This window comes from Flavobacterium sp. TSSA_36 (assembly GCF_051547165.1).
GTDB lineage: Bacteria > Bacteroidota > Bacteroidia > Flavobacteriales > Flavobacteriaceae > Flavobacterium.
Genome location: NZ_JBPTTP010000001.1, coordinates 156,645 through 175,643 on the forward strand (window position 1 = coordinate 156,645; position 18,999 = coordinate 175,643).

Sequence of the window (18,999 nt, forward strand, 5' to 3'; positions counted from 1 at the left end):
CATTCAACAACTAATTTATTCTGTGAAATGGTACTAGTCACGGATAGTCATATAAAAAAATGCCTCTAAAACTTTTAGAGGCATTTTTCATTTTCAATAACAAATATTATTTCAAAGCCTGCACTTTTGCTTTCACTTCTTCTTCAGTTCCTTCAAAAGTTTGAGTGGTAGTTTTTCCATCTGTTGTTGTGGTCACCGTTGCTTTGGTTTTTCCGTTATCATTGGTCATTTCCACACGAACATCTTTCATGGTAGTCACTTTGATGGTTTGTGTTTTTTCGCCCACAAATTTTCCATCAGCATCATACATTGACAAACATTTGGCAGTACATTCCTCAGAACATCCATTTTCTTTGCACATTGCGGCACATTCATCTTTAGTCATTGTTGCCATTTTTGCTGGATCGCATTTGCCCGAGGTGCACATCATTACTACCTCCTCTTTACCAGCACAACAAGCAGGTTTTGTAACCATATCGCTATGTCCACTGCCTAGGATAGGAGCAATCACTAATCCAATTAAACAAGTCAATTTAATTAAGATATTCATAGAAGGCCCTGAAGTGTCTTTAAACGGATCTCCAACTGTATCTCCTGTAACAGCCGCTTTGTGTGCATCAGAACCTTTATACGTCATTTCTCCATTAATCATTACACCCGCTTCAAAAGACTTTTTGGCGTTGTCCCAAGCACCTCCTGCGTTGTTTTGAAAAACCGCCCAAAGTACACCAGAAACTGTTACACCAGCCATATAACCCCCTAACATTTCAGCAATCAATTGGTTGTTATCTCCGTAAACTAATTTCCCTAATAACACAATGGCGATAGGAAACCCAATGGTTAATATGCCAGGCAACATCATTTCACGTAAGGCGGCTTTCGTTGAAATTTCCACACATTTACCGTATTCTGGTCTTCCTGTTCCTTCCATAATTCCAGGAATTTCTTTGAATTGGCGACGTACTTCATACACCATATCCATCGCTGCTTTACCCACAGAATTCATCGCTAAAGCAGAGAAAACTACTGGAATCATTCCTCCGACAAACAACATGGCCAAAACAGGAGCTTTAAAAATATTGATGCCATCAATTCCTGTAAAAGTTACATAAGCAGCGAATAAGGCTAATGAAGTCAAAGCCGCAGAAGCAATCGCAAATCCTTTTCCAGTGGCTGCAGTAGTATTTCCAACAGAATCCAAAATATCGGTTCTGGTACGCACTTCTTTTGGTAATTCACTCATTTCCGCAATTCCACCAGCATTGTCTGAGATAGGACCAAATGCATCAATAGCTAATTGCATAGCGGTAGTTGCCATCATCGCAGAAGCGGCCAAAGCCACTCCATAAAATCCAGCCAAAGCATAAGTAGACCAAATAGCGGCTGCAAACAATAAAACCGTTGGAAAAGTAGAAATCATACCCGTTGCTAAACCAGCGATTACGTTAGTTCCAGCCCCTGTAGATGATTTTTGCACGATAGCCATTACTGGTTTTGTACCTAAACCTGTGTAATATTCTGTTACTGATGAAATGGCTCCGCCAACAAATAATCCAATTAAAGAGGCATAGAAAACTCTCATTGAAGAAATGTCTTGAATTCCTTCACCAAAGAATGACATTTGCATTGTTTCTGGCAACATCATATCGATCAAGAAGAAACAAGCAATAGCAGTTAAAACAATAGATACCCAGTTTCCAATATTTAAAGCTTTTTGCACTTGTGCTTCTTTAGCATCATCACTACTGATTTTTACCAACATCGTTCCGATGATAGAGAACAAAATTCCGAAACCAGCAATTGCCATCGGTAGTAAAATGGGACCAATTCCGCCAAAGGCATCCTCAATTTTTCCACCCATATCTTTAATTACGTAGTTTCCAAGAACCATTGCCGCCAAAACTGTCGCTACGTAAGAACCGAATAAATCGGCTCCCATTCCGGCAACATCTCCTACGTTATCTCCTACGTTATCCGCAATAGTTGCTGGATTACGAGGATCATCTTCTGGAATTCCAGCTTCTACTTTCCCTACTAAATCGGCACCTACATCGGCAGCTTTGGTATAAATTCCACCACCAACACGGGCAAACAAAGCAATAGATTCAGCACCTAAAGAAAATCCAGCTAAAGTTTCTAGAACAATTGTCATGTCTTCAGTAGAAGTCCATTCTCCGTTCATAAAGATTCTAAAAAAGACAATAAAAAAACCGGTCAACCCTAAAACAGCTAAACCGGCCACCCCTAATCCCATTACGGTTCCACCACCGAAAGACACTTTCAAAGCTTGAGGTAAACTAGTACGAGCGGCTTGAGTTGTACGAACATTGGTTTTGGTTGCGATTTTCATTCCCATATTTCCCGCCAAGGCTGAGAAAAAGGCTCCAAAAACAAATGCAATTACAATTAATAAATGAGTTTTTACACCAGGCAAAAAAGTAATCCCTGCCAATACAGCACTTGCAATAAGCACAAATACTGCTAATAATTTATATTCTGCTTTCAGAAAAGCTAAAGCCCCTTCATAAATGTAATCTGAAATCTCCTTCATTTTGCCGTCACCAGCATCTTGTTTGAGCACCCAGGCTCGTTTTGCAGTCATGAACAAAAGTCCAATAATTGCCATGACAATTGGCACATAAATCATAAATGTATTCATAAATAAAATGGTTAATTGATTAATTATTTAAACTCGTTACAGACGAATTTAAGCAAAAAAAAGCAACATGCCTTGCTGCATGTTGCTTTTTTTATAAAAAATAGCGGGTAAAATTATTTTATACTAAATAATCCCTCAGGTTTATTCTCAATTGCATCAAAACGATCCGTGCATTCTTTGATGATGGCATACGCTTCATTTACATCCCCCCAACCTTCAACGTCTACTTTTTTATTTTCTAAATCTTTATACACTTGGAAGAAATGTTCAATCTCTTTTAACAAATGTGGATTGATGTCTGATAAATTTTCTAATGAGTTCCAAATAGGATCTGAAACAGGCACACAAATTACTTTCTCATCCGGCCCTTTATCGTCTGCCATGTGGAAAACACCAATTGGTTTCACTTCCATCACGCAGCCAGGAAAAGTAGGTTCGTTTACTAAAACCAATACATCCAATGGATCCCCATCTAAAGCTAACGTTTCCGGAATAAATCCATAATCCGCGGGATACATCATAGAGGAGAATAACATTCTGTCGAAGCGCATTCTTTTGATTTCAAAATCATATTCATATTTGTTTCTACTTCCTCTTGGAATTTCGATCAAAACATCGAAAGTTTTTATTTTGTCTGCAGTCATTTTCTTTTAAGTCTTAGCTTTTTATAATTTTTTTGCAAAAGTAGACAAACCCAACGTTTTTACAAGAAAAAAATAAGGATAATGCATCTATATCGTTTTCGCTGCTTAAGGATTATAACTTACTTTTCGATTGCGTTTTCCTAAATAATGATGCCATAACAAATAAGTGGCAAAAGAACGATAAGGAGACCAGGATTGCGCCAAAAGTTCCATCTCATGTTTTTCCTCAAGGCCAAATAATTCCTTCATAGTGTTTACTACTGCGATATCTCCAAGCGGAAACAAATCAGGAGCTTCAAGTGAAAACATCAAATAAATATCGATAGTCCAGTTACCAATGCCTTTTATTTGGATTAATCTTTCGCGAACCACTTCGGCAGAAAGTGAGGACAATTCTTCCAGAACCAATTCTTTGGAATGGATCGCAGAGGCTAAAGCTTTAATGTAGGTTGTTTTTTGACGGCTCACCCCAAAAGTTCGAATTTGTTCATCGGTTAATTGCAAGAGTTTTTCTGGATGTATCGCACCTACAGCTGATTTGAGCTTCAAAAAAGTAGCCTTAGCTGAATCAATAGAGACCTGTTGTTCTAGAATCAAGAGCACCAAGGTTTCGAATCCTTCAGGACGTTGTGGAATGATGGGCAGACCGTAATTTTCGACTATGGTCTTAAAAACAGGTTCTTGCGAAAGTAATCGAGCGAATGGTTCTTGCATAGCAGATAGTATTTAGTCAAAGAAAGCAGTAGCCTCAATTGGAATTTCAAAGCCTTGGGACAAGTCTAGAGAAATAGCGAACCACTGAATTATTTTCTAAAAATTAAAACCGAATGTCCCTTTGACTGTGAAATTTTGCGCCTCTGGTAGATCGCGATAATTACCTCGCCAACCAAAATCAATTCTAAACACTTTTAAAATATTGCCAATTCCAGCACTGTATTCCCAATAGAACTTCTCAGGAGCAAGGTAAGCAATTCCGGAAGCGTTAATGGCTCGATTCGCATCAGAGATGGTGCCATAAACCCCTTTTACACCAACAACCTCTCGCCAATTGAGTTTTCGCATGAATGGTATTCTCGCAAATAAACGCCCTTGGAAATTGTGATTCCATTGTAAGGTGACATATTGATCGCTTATAAATTCGTAGAAATTCAAATTATTAAAAGTGTTTTCGATGCTAAAATACGTTTGGTTTCCAGGTATCACACTCATAAGCCCTAACGGAATTGTTCCAAAAGTTTTTCCTGCCTCTAGAATCAAATTCGTTCTTCCGAGAGGACCAATAACGAAGGGTTGTTTATAATACAACTGAATTTTGTCGTATTTGAAGTCACTGTTTAAAACACCTTTGAATCCATGGCTATAATTGATAAAAATACGACTATATGGATTGTCTACAACATCGCGTTCTACACCAAAGCCTATAGTTTGACGTTTTGGGGTAAATTCGATTTGAAAATTAATTTCAGATTGCTTCAAATCGCTTTTGGTTACTCCCAAAGGATTACTTGCTGAAGGCAAAGTAGTGTAATAATCTAAACTAAAAACAGGAGATGCTGAAACTAATGTTCGATGAGAGAGTCCCGTTGAGAACGTCCAGTTTTTGATGGGTTCGATTTCAAAAGAAAAGTTCGTCAAATTAATATTTGTTAATTTTCCGTTGTTCCCAGTTGTGAAAAGCGCTGATGATGCAAAACTTCTCCCTAAAACATCATTTGTTGTGGTAAGACTTGCCCCAATTTGCTCCACATCTCGTCGATTTCCTGCTGAGAGAATGATTCTGTTTTTTTTATCCACCATCCACTTGCCTGAAATTCCGTATTTGAATTTATTATCCTCAAAACCATAAGCTGTGAATCCTTGCAAACGCCAGGTATCGTTTGGACCAAAATACGTTCTTCCACCCAATCGCAAACGAATTCCCTCAACGTCATTAAACCCAAAAGTGGAATACACGTCACCAAAATCGAAATTATTAAATTCTACATAACCACTCCCTAAAATGGAAACCAAACTGTACAACTGCTTAAAACGTTTTACATTTTGTAAGGTGTCTAGCATTTTATAAATACCTTTTTCGTCTTTGGAAAGCTTTTCAAATCGATTTTCATTCCAATAGTCCTCAGAGCGATTGTAAACCGCGTTATCAATAAAATTCACCTCCTCTTTATAAAACTTTTCAGGTTTAGGCTTATTGAATTCATGATTGCGATAATAGGAAGTACGTTTTCCATAAACACCTTTAGACTTTTCTTTTTTATTTAAAGCAAAATCCGACATCAAATAATCTTTGGTCAACAAAAATACTGAGTCGTTCATGACTTCAAATTCTTGTTCTAGATAAATGTCTTTCACCCAGTTAATATTGGCACTTTTAGTTACTGCCATATTTATTTTTTTGATAGCAAAAGTAGTGTCATTTACCCAAAAATCGCCTTTAAAAGTCAATTCGTTTTTACGTCTAGGATAGAAGACAATATTGAAACACCATTTGTTATCGATGTAAGCACTGTCTTTTAGAATGTAATTGTACACATCAATTCCGGTTTTTGACAAAGGGCTTGTAAAACTTTTATCAAAAAAAGTCAAGTGATTGTCATACACATCATAAGTGGAATACAAGTCTTTTATAAAACCGAGTATTTGTTGATTTCCGTTGAAACCAGAGGTTTTATTCGCCTTATTGATTTCTTTGATTTTTTTGAGGGTGTTATCTCCGTAAACATCATACAACGCTTCATTGATAAAAATAGGAAGATAGGTTTTTCCCGTAATTTTAGAAGTATCCACTTGATTGAAAATAAACTCCATGCCTTTGAAAACCTTATTTTTCATCATGGCACTATCAATAGAATTCATATCAAATTCTATTTTTTCATACTTTTCCATTTGGTATTGTTGGAATTGATAGAGTCCGTTTTGTCGCTTTCGTTCCCAAATTTTGCGCAAAATATCGAGTGCGGGATTGTTTTTTTTAGAAGTCTTCCCAGTAAAAATGACTACTTCATTCAGCTCTTGCATTTCTTTCAATACGATTTTGAAATTGTAATTTACCGCCTTTTCTAGCGTAATTTCTTTATCAGAGAATCCTGCTGAGGTAATCACAAGAACAGTATAATCATTTGGAGATTCAATATAAAATCGTCCATCTTCGTTTGTCACAATTCCAGTACTCGAATTTTTAAAAACGACATTGGCAAACGGAATAGGTTGATTCGATTTATCAACCACAATACCGCTTACTTTGGTTTGAGCCACTGAAATATTAGCACCAACGATTGCAATAAAAAAAATGTAAAATAAAATTTTTTTCATAATAAAAAAGGCTTCAACGAACCTATTTCGTTGAAGCCTCAAATATAAGGATTAGAATGCAAGTAGTAGCTACAACAAACGGTTTTGACTGTTAAAAAACTACTGATAAACGCTTCCTATTTTTTGTATAACACTTTTTTGACTGCTTTTACTACATCATCAGCATTAGGCAACCATTCTTTTAATAGAACAGGAGAATAAGGTGCTGGTGTATCGGCAGTTGTGATTCTCTGAATTGGTGCATCTAAGAAATCAAAAGCTTGCTCTTGAACCAAATAAGTAATCTCTGAAGACACACTAGCAAAAGGCCAAGCTTCTTCTAAAATTACCAAACGATTCGTTTTCTTAACCGATTTCAAAATCGCTTCTGTATCCATTGGACGTACCGTTCTCAAATCAATAATTTCACAAGAAATTCCTTCTTTTGCTAATTCATCTGCCGCTTTGAACGCTTCTTTGATAATTTTTCCAAAAGAAACGATGGTAACATCAGTCCCTTCTCTTGGGATATCAGCAACTCCAAGCGGGATTGTGTATTCTCCATCTGGCACTTCGCCTTTGTCGCCATACATTTGCTCTGATTCCATAAAAATGACAGGATCATTATCGCGAATGGCTGATTTCAACAATCCTTTAGCATCATATACATTTGAAGGTACTACAACTTTTAGACCTGGAGTATTCGCAAACCAATTCTCGATAGCTTGAGAGTGAGTCGCTCCTAATTGTCCAGCAGAAGCTGTCGGCCCTCTAAAAACAATTGGAATATGGAATTGCCCACCCGACATTTGACGCATCTTGGCAGCATTATTAATAATTTGATCAATACCCACCATACAAAAGTTGAAGGTCATGTATTCTACAATCGGACGACATCCATTCATGGCTGAACCTACCGCAATACCTGTAAAACCAAGCTCTGCAATAGGAGTATCGATTACTCGTTTTTCACCAAATTCTGCCAACATTCCTTTCGATGCTTTATAGGCACCGTTGTATTCAGCAACCTCTTCACCCATTAAGTATATGGACTCATCGCGACGCATTTCTTCACTCATCGCTTCGCAAATCGCCTCTCTAAATTGTATCGTTCTCATATTATAATATCTATGTGTGTTTTTTCGAACAGCAAAAATAAATATTTTAAACTACTTTAAAGCATAAAATAGGTTTAAAATTATCAGGAGCTAATTACTTCGTCTGTTCGCTTTGCTCGTGTCCAGCTACCCGCTCTATCTCTCGTGGCGAACCAAGCCACTAGAGGATGCCGCTCCTTTCTGGGCTAGGGCAGTGCGTTCAAAAGATGTTATTTTTGAATGTAATAAGCAGCTATTTAAAACAAATGAAAATAAAATTGTTAGAAATAATGTAAATACAATCAATAATGAATCCCCTGTGATTGTTTTTGGCTTAGTTTAACCAGCGAATACAGACCCTGCAGCGAAATCGTAATAGTTTTTTAAAAAATAGTATGCATGCATAGTAAATATTCCAATTATTATTTTAAATTTGTCAAGCTTTATCAAAAAAAACAAGTCTTATGAAAATATTAGTTTGCATCAGTCACGTTCCTGATACTACTTCAAAAATCAATTTCGTTAACGGTGACTCAGAATTCGACACCAATGGCGTTCAATACGTTATCAATCCAAATGACGAATTTGGATTAACAAGAGCCATCTGGTTTCAAGAACAACAAGGCGCAACCGTAACTGTTGTAAATGTTGGTGGGCCAGACACAGAACCTACTTTAAGAAAAGCATTAGCTATTGGAGCCAACGAAGCCATTCGTGTAAATGCTACTCCAACAGATGGTTTCTTCGTAGCCAAACAATTGGCAGAAGTAATCAAAAATGGCGGATACGATTTAGTAATTGCTGGAAAAGAATCTTTAGATTACAACGGAGGAATGGTTCCTGGAATGATTGCAGGAATCCTTGGGTACAACTTTTTGAACTCTTGTGTAAGTGTTGCTGTTGATGGAACATCAGTAACTGCTTCAAGAGAAATCGATGGTGGAAAAGAAACTGTAGCTACCACTTTACCCTTAATCATTGGTGGTCAAAAAGGATTAGTTGAGGAGAAAGATTTGCGTATTCCAAACATGAGAGGAATTATGACTGCAAGAACAAAAGCGTTAACTATTTTAGAGCCTGTAGATGCTAATGTAGCTACTAAAGCAGTAAAATTTGACAAACCAGCTCCAAAATCTGCAGTTAAATTGGTAGCAGCGGATAATTTGGATGAACTAATCAGTTTGTTACATAACGAAGCTAAAGTAATTTAGTATTCAGTAATCAGTTTTTAGTGTTCAGTTTAAAAATCTAAAATAATTCAGTTTTAAGTCTCTGTTTTCAGTTGCAAAACTTTAAATCTTAAACTTTTAACTTTTAAACAAAAAAATCATGTCAATACTAATATACGCAGAATCTGCAGAAGGAAAATTTAAAAAAGTAGCATTAGAATTAGCTTCTTATGCGAAAAAAGTAGCTGAAAGTTTAGGCACAACGGTAACTGCTGTTACTGTAAACGCGGGAGATGTTTCGGAACTATCAAAATATGGAGTAGACAAAGTTTTAAAAGTTACCAATAGTCAATTGGATGCTTTTTCAGCAAAAGCTTACGCCGATGTAATTAAGCAAGCTGCTCAAAAAGAGAATGCCAAAGTGGTTGTTTTATCTTCTACAACAGATAGTATTTATTTGTCATCATTGGTAGCGGTTGGTTTAGAAGCTGGTTTTGCCTCAAATGTTGTAGGTTTACCATTAAGCACTGCGCCATTTCAAGTAAAAAGAACGGCTTTTTCAAACAAAGCGTTCAATACAACTGAAATTACGACAGAAGTTAAAGTGTTAGGAATTGCCAAAAATTCTTATGGTATTTTTGAAAATGCAAGTTCATTAGCTGAAGAAGATTTTAATCCAACCATCGATGCTAACGACTTTGGTGTAAAAGTGACTTCAGTTGAAAAAAGTTCAGGAAAAGTTTCTATTGCCGATGCTGATATTGTAGTGTCAGCCGGACGCGGAATGAAAGGTCCAGAAAACTGGGGAATGATCGAAGAATTAGCAGGTGTTTTAGGCGCTGCAACAGCTTGTTCAAAACCTGTATCCGATTTAGGATGGAGACCTCACGGAGAACACGTAGGACAAACAGGAAAACCAGTTGCTACTAATTTATACATTGCAGTAGGTATTTCTGGAGCGATTCAACATATTGCGGGTATTAACTCTTCAAAAGTAAAAGTAGTGATCAATAGCGATCCAGAAGCCCCTTTCTTTAAAGTTGCTGATTATGGAATTGTTGGTGATGCTTTTGAAATTGTACCTCAATTAATCGAAAAATTCAAAGCGTTCAAAGCACAACAATCATAATTATTAGTGTTCAGCTTTTAGTCGTTAGTCTTATAAACTATCGCTTAACATTTTACAATGAAGAAACACTAACGAATAATAACTTAGTGCAAATTTAAATCACAATAAGGCTACCTAAAAACATGAGAATCGTATCTTTGCTTTAGGTAGCTTTTTTTTATGCCTTTTTTTGATTAAAATTGCACCTTTAAAACACCAAATGACTAGCAAAATTAGTAGTTGTTTTTTATAAAAAAAACATGAGTTTAGTAAAATTAACGATCAAAGGAATATCTTATAGCCAAACTCAAAACGGAGCGTATGCTTTGATTTTGAACGAACTAGACGGCGAACGCAAATTGCCAATTGTAATTGGTGCTTTCGAAGCGCAATCCATTGCCATTGCTTTAGAAAAAGAAATCAAACCGCCCCGTCCTTTGACCCATGATTTGTTTAAAAACTTTGCCGAACGCTTCGATATCGTAGTAAAGCAAGTAATTATTCATAAATTAGTGGACGGAGTCTTCTACTCCAGTATCATCTGCGAAAGGGATAAAATAGAAGAAATTATTGATGCCAGAACCTCCGATGCCATCGCATTGGCACTCCGATTTAGCGCTCCAATTTTTACTTACAAAAACATTTTAGACAAAGCCGGAATCTACCTCAAATCCAATCCAAATCCATCAGCTGACCCAGAAGCGGATGAAATTGATAGTATTTTATCTAACCCACAAACTTTTGGACTGAGCGAAGAAGCGAAATCCTCAGGATCCGCATATGCAAGCTATAGCTTGCAAGAACTGAATGTGCTGCTAGATCAAGCAGTACTGAATGAGGATTATGAAAAAGCAGCTACCATTCGTGACGAAATATCCAAAAGATAAAACAATAGGGTTATTTTAAGTCACTTAATCATATTCTTATGAAAACAAAGCAACTCTTTTTGGGTTTTCTACTCGTTTTGGGCCAAGTAATGGTTGCGCAGGAGTATTATTTGCATTGCGGCTCTATTCTAGATACAAAATCAGGCAAATTACTACCAAATAAAACCATTGTAGTTGCCAAAAACAAAATCATAAAAATACAGGAGGGTTTTGTTTCCAAAGTCAATCCAATCGATATTGAGGTGGATTTAAAAAACAAATTCGTTTTACCGGGATTGATTGACCTTCATGTTCATATTGAAGGAGAACTTAATTCCAAAAGTTACGTTTCAAAATATATAGACAACGAAGCCGATGTCGCCTTTCAAGCCGTGAATTGTGCTGAAATTACATTATTGGCTGGTTTTACAACTGTCCGAGATTTAGGAGGAACAGGCGTTAATGTTTCTTTACGAAATGCCATCAACAAAGGGGTAATCAAAGGGCCGAGAATTTACACAGCAGGAAAAGCTATTGCCACAACAGGAGGTCACGCCGACCCAACAAACGGCAGCAATAGAAAACTTGTAGGCGATCCAGGACCACATGAAGGCGTGATTAATTCTCCAGAAGATGCTGTAAAAGCAGTAAGAGAACGCTATAAAGAAGGCGCAGATGTTATTAAAATTACTGCAACTGGAGGCGTATTAAGTGTAGCCAAAAGCGGAAAAAATCCACAATTTTCTATTGAAGAAATAAAAGCAATTACGACAACAGCCAAAGATTATAATATGCTCACCGCCGCACACGCTCATGGAGATGAAGGAATGCAAAGAGCTATCCTTGGAGGAATCAAAACCATTGAACATGGGACATTTATGAGCGAAGAGACCATGGAGCTCATGAAAAAATATGATGCCTACTTAGTACCAACGCTAACAGCTGCAAAAGAAGTAGAAAAAAATGCTGAGATTCCTAACTTCTATCCTGAAATCGTAGTGCCCAAAGCTCGTGAAGTAGGCCCACAAATTAAAGCCACCTTTGCCAAAGCCTATAAAAAAGGAGTGAAAATTGCCTTTGGAACCGATGCTGGTGTATTTCCCCACGGAATAAATGGTAAAGAATTTGGCTATATGGTAGAAGCAGGAATGCCTGAAATAGAAGCCATTCAAGCCGCCACCCTTACTAATGCACAATTGCTCGGAATTGATAAAGAAGCTGGACAATTGAAAGCAACTTTTTGGGCAGATATCATTGCAGTCAATGAAAATCCACTCCAAAATATTAAGACACTAGAGGACGTTACTTTTGTAATGAAAGACGGAAAAATATATAAAAATCAGTAATACTAAGGAAGCACTACCATGAAACAATACCATGACTTAGTGAAGCACGTTTTAGAAAACGGCACACAAAAAGGAGATCGAACAGGAACAGGCACTAAAAGTGTTTTTGGGTATCAAATGCGTTTTGATTTAGCCGAAGGATTCCCCATGGTAACCACCAAAAAACTCCATTTAAAATCAATCATACATGAGTTATTGTGGTTTTTAAAAGGAGAAACCAATATTGCCTATTTACAAGAAAACGGAGTGAAAATATGGGATGCTTGGGCAGACAGCAAGGGCGATTTGGGACCTGTTTATGGCCATCAGTGGCGCAATTGGAACAGTGAAGAAATTGATCAAATCTCCGATTTAATTAAAGAATTAAAAGCCAATCCCAATAGCCGAAGATTATTAGTTTCTGCATGGAATCCTTCAGTATTACCAGATACCACAAAATCTTTTGAAGAAAATGTAGCCAATAACAAAGCTGCATTGCCTCCCTGTCACGCTTTTTTCCAATTTTATGTAGCCGATGGTAAACTTTCCTGCCAATTGTACCAACGTAGCGCTGATATTTTTTTAGGAGTTCCATTTAACATAGCTTCTTATGCCTTGTTAACCATGATGATTGCTCAGGTTTGTGACTTGACTCCTGGTGAATTCATCCACACTTTTGGTGATGCCCATATTTACAACAACCACTTTGAACAACTTGAGTTGCAGCTTTCTCGTGAGCCGAAACCATTGCCCAAAATGGTTTTGAATCCAAAAGTAAACGATATTTTTTCCTTTACATATGAAGATTTTACCTTAGAAAACTATGAGCCATATCCTCTTATTAAGGGAAGTGTAGCGGTTTAGTTTTTATCTTAGTACTATTTAGTTGTAAAGTTCTAAAACAGAATTTTCTGTACCAGCATAATTATTCCAAATTAATCCGTCAGCATCAGTATCATTGATGTAAGTTCCGTCAATTAAATATTTAAATTCAAATGTAGTGTCTTTCGGCAAGTCAAATACGCCCTTGAAAGTGCCATTTTTTAATTTCATCAAAGTGCCTTCTTGCGTATTCCAATTGTTGAAATCGCCAATAACAGCTGCAGATTGCGCTTCTTTTGCCAAAATTGAAAAGGTTACTTTACATAATGGTTTGGTCTTCACAAATTGTTTTTTAATAGCCATAATAGATTGATTTTTATAATTTTACAACAAGTTATACAAAATATACCGTACAACAATTGGCTCATAATGATTTTTATGAATTCTTGAAAATAGTGGCATAGAAATTTTGTACCCTATTATTTTTGAACATTAAAATTTTGTAATTCAGAATTTTATATTTTACTATATTGCGTTTTAAACCAGTAGGATTTCAATAATTTAAAAAATATTTTATCTTTAAATAAAAAAATAATCATTATGGATTTAGAGCAACATGAACAATACGAATATGCTAGAAAACGAATCAAGCAGAAAAAAAGATTATATTATCATTTTGTGCTTTTTGCGTTGAGTAGTCTTTTTTTAATCATTGGATATCGCTTTTTTGATTTGGGTATTACTAATAACTGGTCGCTTTGGGCCATTACCCTATGGGCTTTTTTCTTTATCCTTCATTTTATCAAAGTTTTTATCACCGATCGTTTTATGAATAAAAATTGGGAGCGAGATCAAATTGACCGTTTAGTCGCCTTACAACAGAAAAAAATTAGTCAATTAGAACGAGAAATGGAAAACGATTCAAAATAACTAAACAAATGATTATACTTATTGCTGCTATTGCAGAAAATGACGCCTTAGGAAAAAATAACGATCTCATTTGGCATTTACCAAACGATTTCAAACGGTTTAAAGCCGTTACCTCTGGGCATCATATTATTATGGGACGAAAAACATTTGAAAGTTTTCCAAAACCATTACCTAACAGAACCCATGTCATTATCACTAGAAATGAAGCTTATCATCCAGAAGGTTGTATTGTAGTAAATTCTATGGAAAAGGCCTTAGAAATATGCCCCAAAGAGGCTCCCATTTACGTAATCGGAGGTGGCGAAATCTATGCTTTAGCCATGCCTTTTGCCGATAAACTGGATGTAACTCGAGTACACCATGAGTTTGAAGCCGATACCTTTTTTCCGAAAATAGATCGTACGAAATGGGAATTAGTAAATACCGAAAAACACAGCAAAGATGAAAAACATCAGTATGACTATTCTTTTGAAACCTACACTCGAATTCTTTAATACTGTTTTATAAAAACTAATAAAGCCTTAAAAACAAAATGTTTCTTAGGCTTTTTTAGTGTCAAAAACCCTAAAACATTTTTCCTGCCAAAAAGTTATCTATAATCTTAGCCATAGCAATAGAAATGTAAACTTAAAAACTATCTTAAACCCAGATTCCGCATTAGAAATCTACTACGACTAAATTCTTCTTCAAAACCAAGAACTTACTCCTATTTTTAAATTCAAAATACAAAAGTATTAGCTCATTGGTTTATATTTTTTATAGGTATTCACTGAACGTTGTTTCCTTCTTCAAAAATAGTCCGTGAGCTCTTGCTTTTATTGAATAATTCAGTCTCGCTACGAAGTCTAATGCGGATTCTGGGTTAAATTAGTATAAATCTTGTCCTAAGAAAAGGCCGCAGCATACTTCAGGAGCTACAGGTCCTCCCCTTTTTAAATTCAAAACACAAAAGCAATAGCTCATCTGTTTATAAAGAATGATTGGGTTTCACTCAACGTGATTTCCTTTTTCAAAAATTGTTCAAACCCTCCATTTTTTTTTTGATAAAACACTTACGTTACAAATTCTAACATGGTTTCTAGGTTACATCAAACAATACATTAAGGTTGTACCCTGAAAACATAATGTCGCCCAAATGTTGTTAAAATATAAAAATCAGAAAAAACTCAGATAAAAGATTTAGAAATGTTAAAAATATTTACATTTGAAAAAACTTTCTGAATAAAAAAAGAACTAGATCATGCAAAAAAAAATAATTTATAATTCATTATGAAAAAAATAATTATTCTTTTAATTTTCATTTGTTTAAGTATTTCAAGTTGTACCTACGATTTTTCGTCAGACAATTTTATTGAAATCTCAAAACCTGAAACAATACAAAATAATATTGACCTATCTAATTTTAAAAATTTAGATACTATTAATGTCTCAAGTCAATTAAATTATACTTTCAAAGGATTACCGAATCAAATTTTAATAGAATCTAAATTATATATAGATAACAAGAGTTATCAAATGACCATGGATGGAAATCAAGGGATATTCTTCATAAACCCTTCCACACTTGAAGATGGAATACATATAATTAAAATTGAAAATAAATTTACTTCAGGAACAGGAAGTATTGCAGACCAAATTCAAAAAGAAATTTTAAGTTCAACTCAAGAGTACAAATTTATTGTTCATAGAAACCCCTCTACTCCTCCGGGTATTACCGAAGCAATAATCAAAGATGGAAGTATCTATGTTAAATGGGGAGCCATAAACAACCCTGAATACAAAAAAGCTTTTCTAAGTATCAAATTCAAAAACAAAGAAATCAAAATTCCGTTGTCAAGAGCAGTGCTTGAAAGTGGTTTCTATAACGATACAAAAACGGTACTGTATGAGGGCAGTTTTAACCAACCAGATTTTGACTCCTATTCGAAAGTTACTTATGCTATAGTTTTTGAAAGCCCCTATGTAGGATTAAATGGCACCAATAAATCTATTGATTATGACAAGTCATGGTTTACTGTGAAAATTGCATTAATAAATAGTGATAGTTACAAAATAATTTGGTCTGCTCATCCATTGTATGCAAATTTCAATGAAATTGAATTCAGATCAGGATATACTACTTTCATGGGGTCAAACAAAGGAGGAGAATATATAGTAAACAGTCCTTACATTATAGGGTATGAATATGATATTACCACACAAATCACAGATTTAGACAACAACTACCTTCCGTATTATACTTTTAGAAATGTCGGCATAGAGGGAAATAGTGTCATGAATTTTGATTTTCACTCCTATTTTTCTAAAGAAATCCTTTACAACCCCAGCACCAATCACTATTATTCATTAATTCTTGAAAGGAATTCAACGGGATATTTTAAAATCTTTATTTATGAATTTTCTGAAAAATTGATATTCTTGTCGAAAAAATTTATTGCTGATTATAACTCTCCAAGACACGAGCGATTAAAATTTTCTTTAGACCCAAGCAGTCATAATTTCTATGTCGATGCTGATCACGGTTCGTACACAATTGAAAAATCAAATTTAAGTATCATAAAACAATATATTGGTCAGCCATTTTCTGCTTCCTCAATTTTAAGAAATGATAAATTAGTGATTACCGATGGAAACAATATTAAACTTTCAAATATAACTTCCAATATTCCAATATTCTCGGGCATTGCAAGTAGCTGCTACCTATCTCGTGATGGCAAATATCTCTATATTAAAAACCAGACCTATAATACAGTGTTCAAAATCGAAAACAATCAACTTACTAAACTAGTAGACATAAATTATAACTCATGGAGAAACAATATAGATATTGAAGATGATATTTTATATTATATGAATAATAATCAAATAAATATTGTAGATCTTAAATCTAAGATTAGCAAATCATTTACTGTTGGCTCGTATGATAACATGTACTTTGATGTTATTTCTCAAAAAATACTTTTTGCTCAAAATAATCGATTCGCTATATATGACCTATCAACTAGTACGATAAGTTTGTTTTCATCAGAAATAAATAAACAAGCAATTGGTGAATTCTATCAGGAAGATACTGAGTATTTTCTGAGAATCAGAAACAAAAAACTACTACACTCCAAAGGATTTGCTACAGATCTAAATTAAAATATACATGAAAAAATATTGTTTCTTACTCATTTGTATTTTGCTAAATTTTAAAATTCAAGCCCAAAAAATTGAATTTTTTAGCGATGCAAACTTCGGTATACCCTCAGCAAAATCATTGAAAATATTTCACGATGAACTGGTGCAGCAAGCTAATTTTGAGAATTTTAAAACTAAAGAAAATTTCAATAACTATTATGGATTCACTTGTGGCCTTCGATACAATAGCAATTTATCCGTTTTCTATAGCAACAAAGTAACTGGGGCCAAATCGTCTGTGGCAGATTATTCCGGTTATGTCCGACTTACCAATGAGTTATCTGGGCACACCTTGGGACTAATTTATCAAAAGAAAATTAACCCACAAGAAAAGGGATCATTAATGGTAAGCTTCAAAAGTTTTGTAACTAAATCAATATTGAAATTAAAATCTCAAAGTACTATATTAAATGTAACCGAGGAGAGTCAAATTGATTTTAAGTCTATCGATTTTGGAGTAGCTGCTGGAGTAGCTTATGAATATGACTTACATTTTGTAATTTTAAGAGCTTACGTTGATTTAGAAGCTTATGCCTATGGCAAGCTAAAGATTAAAGAGGGTGATTTTAAAGATGGCCATTTAACGAATGCCGAAGGAGAAAAAGTTATAACTGGTTGGTCTGGTGTCGCTACTGGTCTTGGCGTTTCAATCCCTATCCTAAAATAGTGCAATATACCTGAAAACGAATCATAGTATTCCGTCAGAAATGACACACTAAAATAAAAAAGCCTTAAAAACAAAATGTTTCTAAGGCTTTTTTTTGTGGAGAAGATGGGGCTCGAACCCACGACCTCTTGACTGCCAGTCAAGCACTCTAGCCAACTGAGCTACATCCCCATGACTATGGCGCAAATATAGTATTTTAATTATTCAATACACAAATTTATTGCCTACAAAAATGTTTTTTAAACCAAAAAAGAGGACTGTTACTACAATACAATTATCTTTACACTTAAAAACAAAGTATGTCACAAATGATTGCCTCAGGCACACTTAACACAACGATTGCCAATGGTATTGCCACACTTACCTTTGGCAACCCCGCCAGCAATTCTTTTCCTAAAGCCCTTTTGCAGCAACTCACAACCGTGATTCAGGAAGTAAGTACTAATGATGCCGTTCAGGTGGTGGTACTACAGAGTGAAGGTACAGGCGTTTTCTGCGCAGGTGCCTCATTCGACGAACTTTTGGCAGTCAGCAATGAAGCCGAAGGAGCAGCCTTCTTTTCTGGGTTTGCTAATGTCATTAATGCAATGCGAGCTTGTCCGAAAGTGATTATTGGTCGCATTCAAGGCAAAGCCATTGGTGGTGGTGTAGGTATTGCTGCTGCTTGTGATTATACCTTGGCAACTCGTCAGGCAAGTATCAAATTATCAGAACTTGCCATCGGAATTGGCCCTTTTGTGATTGAGCCTGCGGTGAGTCGTAAAATAGGAAAAATGGCGATGTCCCAAATGACCTTGGCGGCTCAAGAATGGAAATCGGCTGAGTGGGCACAGCAACAAGGTTTGTATGCTGCTACTTTTGAAACGCTTCCGGAATTAGACGAAGCCGTGCAACAAATGGCCACACAACTAGCGAGCTATAATCCAAAAGCTTTACTCGAAATCAAGAAAGTGTTTTGGGAAGGTACCGATCATTGGGCAACTTTATTGCTAGAACGCGCCGCGATTTCAGGACAATTGGTACTTTCTGATTTTACCAAAAACGCTTTACTTCAATTTAAAAAATAGCAAGAATGACACCATTTTCTTTGATTCAAAAAGCAGATGTAGCTCAAAAAATAGCCCAAGCTCCTGACAAGAGCTACGAAATAGGAGTGGTAATTGGCTCGTATTTGCCTTTCGTTGTTTTGGTAGGATTTGCGTATTGGATGTATTACCGAGCAAAAAAAAGAGACTAAAACC

17 protein-coding genes and 1 tRNA gene are annotated in these 18,999 nt (G+C 35.6%); 11 read left to right on the forward strand and 7 right to left on the reverse strand.

Features of this window, described 5'->3' with window-relative positions:
- Window positions 1-106: 106 nt before the first annotated feature.
- The 5 genes from ACSVH7_RS00700 to ACSVH7_RS00720 form a co-directional block, all read right to left on the reverse strand.
- Window positions 107-2,659: a sodium-translocating pyrophosphatase gene (locus ACSVH7_RS00700; protein WP_438064780.1), complete on the reverse strand. Its 2,553-nt coding sequence runs from the start codon at window positions 2,657-2,659 to the stop codon at window positions 107-109.
- Window positions 2,660-2,772: 113 nt separating this feature from the next.
- Complete coding sequence (locus ACSVH7_RS00705; RefSeq protein WP_438064781.1) at window positions 2,773-3,303, reverse strand: inorganic diphosphatase; 531 nt, start codon at window positions 3,301-3,303, stop codon at window positions 2,773-2,775.
- A 105-nt stretch (window positions 3,304-3,408) separates the two neighbouring features.
- Entirely contained in the window at window positions 3,409-4,017 is a 609-nt protein-coding gene (locus tag ACSVH7_RS00710; protein ID WP_438064782.1) for a DNA-3-methyladenine glycosylase family protein, read from the reverse strand.
- A 96-nt stretch (window positions 4,018-4,113) separates the two neighbouring features.
- Window positions 4,114-6,615 carry a DUF5686 family protein gene (locus ACSVH7_RS00715; RefSeq protein WP_438064783.1) on the reverse strand — a complete coding sequence of 834 codons (2,502 nt, stop codon included), beginning with the start codon at window positions 6,613-6,615 and terminating at the stop codon, window positions 4,114-4,116.
- 116 nt (window positions 6,616-6,731) lie between these two features.
- A complete protein-coding gene (locus ACSVH7_RS00720) occupies window positions 6,732-7,751 on the reverse strand; it encodes a pyruvate dehydrogenase complex E1 component subunit beta (protein ID WP_438065426.1) in 1,020 nt (339 codons plus the stop codon).
- A gap of 404 nt (window positions 7,752-8,155) precedes the next feature.
- Here ACSVH7_RS00720 and ACSVH7_RS00725 point away from each other — a divergent pair, with 404 nt between their 5' ends.
- The 5 genes from ACSVH7_RS00725 to ACSVH7_RS00745 all read left to right on the forward strand — a co-directional run bounded on the left by ACSVH7_RS00725 (window position 8,156) and on the right by ACSVH7_RS00745 (window position 13,023).
- The gene (locus ACSVH7_RS00725; protein WP_438064784.1) at window positions 8,156-8,902 is read left to right on the forward strand and encodes an electron transfer flavoprotein subunit beta/FixA family protein; all 747 of its coding nucleotides are present in this window, start codon (window positions 8,156-8,158) and stop codon (window positions 8,900-8,902) included.
- 118 nt (window positions 8,903-9,020) lie between these two features.
- Window positions 9,021-9,989, forward strand: coding sequence for an electron transfer flavoprotein subunit alpha/FixB family protein (locus ACSVH7_RS00730; RefSeq protein WP_438064785.1), 969 nt, complete (start codon window positions 9,021-9,023; stop codon window positions 9,987-9,989).
- Between the two features lie 239 nt (window positions 9,990-10,228).
- On the forward strand, window positions 10,229-10,855 hold the full coding sequence (locus ACSVH7_RS00735; protein WP_438064786.1) for a bifunctional nuclease domain-containing protein: 627 nt from the start codon (window positions 10,229-10,231) through the stop codon (window positions 10,853-10,855).
- A gap of 38 nt (window positions 10,856-10,893) precedes the next feature.
- Window positions 10,894-12,180 (forward strand): amidohydrolase family protein, encoded by a 1,287-nt coding sequence (locus ACSVH7_RS00740; RefSeq protein WP_438064787.1) that lies wholly within the window; start codon window positions 10,894-10,896, stop codon window positions 12,178-12,180.
- A gap of 18 nt (window positions 12,181-12,198) precedes the next feature.
- Window positions 12,199-13,023: a thymidylate synthase gene (locus tag ACSVH7_RS00745; protein ID WP_438064788.1), complete on the forward strand. Its 825-nt coding sequence runs from the start codon at window positions 12,199-12,201 to the stop codon at window positions 13,021-13,023.
- A gap of 18 nt (window positions 13,024-13,041) precedes the next feature.
- Here ACSVH7_RS00745 and ACSVH7_RS00750 read toward each other — a convergent pair whose 3' ends face one another.
- Window positions 13,042-13,344: an isoamylase early set domain-containing protein gene (locus ACSVH7_RS00750; RefSeq protein WP_438064789.1), complete on the reverse strand. Its 303-nt coding sequence runs from the start codon at window positions 13,342-13,344 to the stop codon at window positions 13,042-13,044.
- Window positions 13,345-13,581: 237 nt separating this feature from the next.
- Here ACSVH7_RS00750 and ACSVH7_RS00755 point away from each other — a divergent pair, with 237 nt between their 5' ends.
- The 4 genes from ACSVH7_RS00755 (at window position 13,582) to ACSVH7_RS00770 (ending at window position 17,758) form a co-directional block, all read left to right on the forward strand.
- Window positions 13,582-13,911, forward strand: coding sequence for a 2TM domain-containing protein (locus ACSVH7_RS00755; RefSeq protein WP_438064790.1), 330 nt, complete (start codon window positions 13,582-13,584; stop codon window positions 13,909-13,911).
- 8 nt (window positions 13,912-13,919) lie between these two features.
- Complete coding sequence (locus tag ACSVH7_RS00760; RefSeq protein ID WP_438064791.1) at window positions 13,920-14,405, forward strand: dihydrofolate reductase; 486 nt, start codon at window positions 13,920-13,922, stop codon at window positions 14,403-14,405.
- Window positions 14,406-15,180: 775 nt separating this feature from the next.
- A complete protein-coding gene (locus ACSVH7_RS00765; RefSeq protein ID WP_438064792.1) occupies window positions 15,181-17,052 on the forward strand; it encodes a hypothetical protein in 1,872 nt (623 codons plus the stop codon).
- A 7-nt stretch (window positions 17,053-17,059) separates the two neighbouring features.
- A complete protein-coding gene (locus tag ACSVH7_RS00770; protein ID WP_438064793.1) occupies window positions 17,060-17,758 on the forward strand; it encodes a hypothetical protein in 699 nt (232 codons plus the stop codon).
- Window positions 17,759-17,855: 97 nt separating this feature from the next.
- On the opposite strand, the gene ACSVH7_RS00775 is transcribed toward ACSVH7_RS00770, so the two are convergent.
- Window positions 17,856-17,929 (reverse strand) — tRNA-Ala (locus tag ACSVH7_RS00775).
- A gap of 128 nt (window positions 17,930-18,057) precedes the next feature.
- Here ACSVH7_RS00775 and ACSVH7_RS00780 point away from each other — a divergent pair.
- Window positions 18,058-18,825 (forward strand): enoyl-CoA hydratase/isomerase family protein, encoded by a 768-nt coding sequence (locus tag ACSVH7_RS00780; RefSeq protein ID WP_438064794.1) that lies wholly within the window; start codon window positions 18,058-18,060, stop codon window positions 18,823-18,825.
- Window positions 18,826-18,830: 5 nt separating this feature from the next.
- The gene (locus ACSVH7_RS00785) at window positions 18,831-18,995 is read left to right on the forward strand and encodes a hypothetical protein (RefSeq protein WP_438064795.1); all 165 of its coding nucleotides are present in this window, start codon (window positions 18,831-18,833) and stop codon (window positions 18,993-18,995) included.
- Window positions 18,996-18,999 lie beyond the last annotated feature (4 nt).

Excerpts from the sequence above, each read along its gene's own strand:
- ACSVH7_RS00705 (WP_438064781.1), bottom strand. The coding sequence starts at position 3,303 with ATGACTGCAGACAAAATAAAAACTTTCGATGTTTTGATCGAAATTCCA.
- ACSVH7_RS00770 (WP_438064793.1), top strand. The coding sequence starts at position 17,060 with ATGAAAAAATATTGTTTCTTACTCATTTGTATTTTGCTAAATTTTAAA.
- ACSVH7_RS00700 (WP_438064780.1), bottom strand. The coding sequence starts at position 2,659 with ATGAATACATTTATGATTTATGTGCCAATTGTCATGGCAATTATTGGA.
- ACSVH7_RS00740 (WP_438064787.1), top strand. The coding sequence starts at position 10,894 with ATGAAAACAAAGCAACTCTTTTTGGGTTTTCTACTCGTTTTGGGCCAA.
- ACSVH7_RS00730 (WP_438064785.1), top strand. The coding sequence starts at position 9,021 with ATGTCAATACTAATATACGCAGAATCTGCAGAAGGAAAATTTAAAAAA.
- ACSVH7_RS00715 (WP_438064783.1), bottom strand. The coding sequence starts at position 6,615 with ATGAAAAAAATTTTATTTTACATTTTTTTTATTGCAATCGTTGGTGCT.
- ACSVH7_RS00760 (WP_438064791.1), top strand. The coding sequence starts at position 13,920 with ATGATTATACTTATTGCTGCTATTGCAGAAAATGACGCCTTAGGAAAA.
- ACSVH7_RS00780 (WP_438064794.1), top strand. The coding sequence starts at position 18,058 with ATGTCACAAATGATTGCCTCAGGCACACTTAACACAACGATTGCCAAT.
- ACSVH7_RS00755 (WP_438064790.1), top strand. The coding sequence starts at position 13,582 with ATGGATTTAGAGCAACATGAACAATACGAATATGCTAGAAAACGAATC.
- ACSVH7_RS00725 (WP_438064784.1), top strand. The coding sequence starts at position 8,156 with ATGAAAATATTAGTTTGCATCAGTCACGTTCCTGATACTACTTCAAAA.
- ACSVH7_RS00750 (WP_438064789.1), bottom strand. The coding sequence starts at position 13,344 with ATGGCTATTAAAAAACAATTTGTGAAGACCAAACCATTATGTAAAGTA.
- ACSVH7_RS00785 (WP_438064795.1), top strand. The coding sequence starts at position 18,831 with ATGACACCATTTTCTTTGATTCAAAAAGCAGATGTAGCTCAAAAAATA.
- ACSVH7_RS00710 (WP_438064782.1), bottom strand. The coding sequence starts at position 4,017 with ATGCAAGAACCATTCGCTCGATTACTTTCGCAAGAACCTGTTTTTAAG.
- ACSVH7_RS00765 (WP_438064792.1), top strand. The coding sequence starts at position 15,181 with ATGAAAAAAATAATTATTCTTTTAATTTTCATTTGTTTAAGTATTTCA.
- ACSVH7_RS00745 (WP_438064788.1), top strand. The coding sequence starts at position 12,199 with ATGAAACAATACCATGACTTAGTGAAGCACGTTTTAGAAAACGGCACA.
- ACSVH7_RS00735 (WP_438064786.1), top strand. The coding sequence starts at position 10,229 with ATGAGTTTAGTAAAATTAACGATCAAAGGAATATCTTATAGCCAAACT.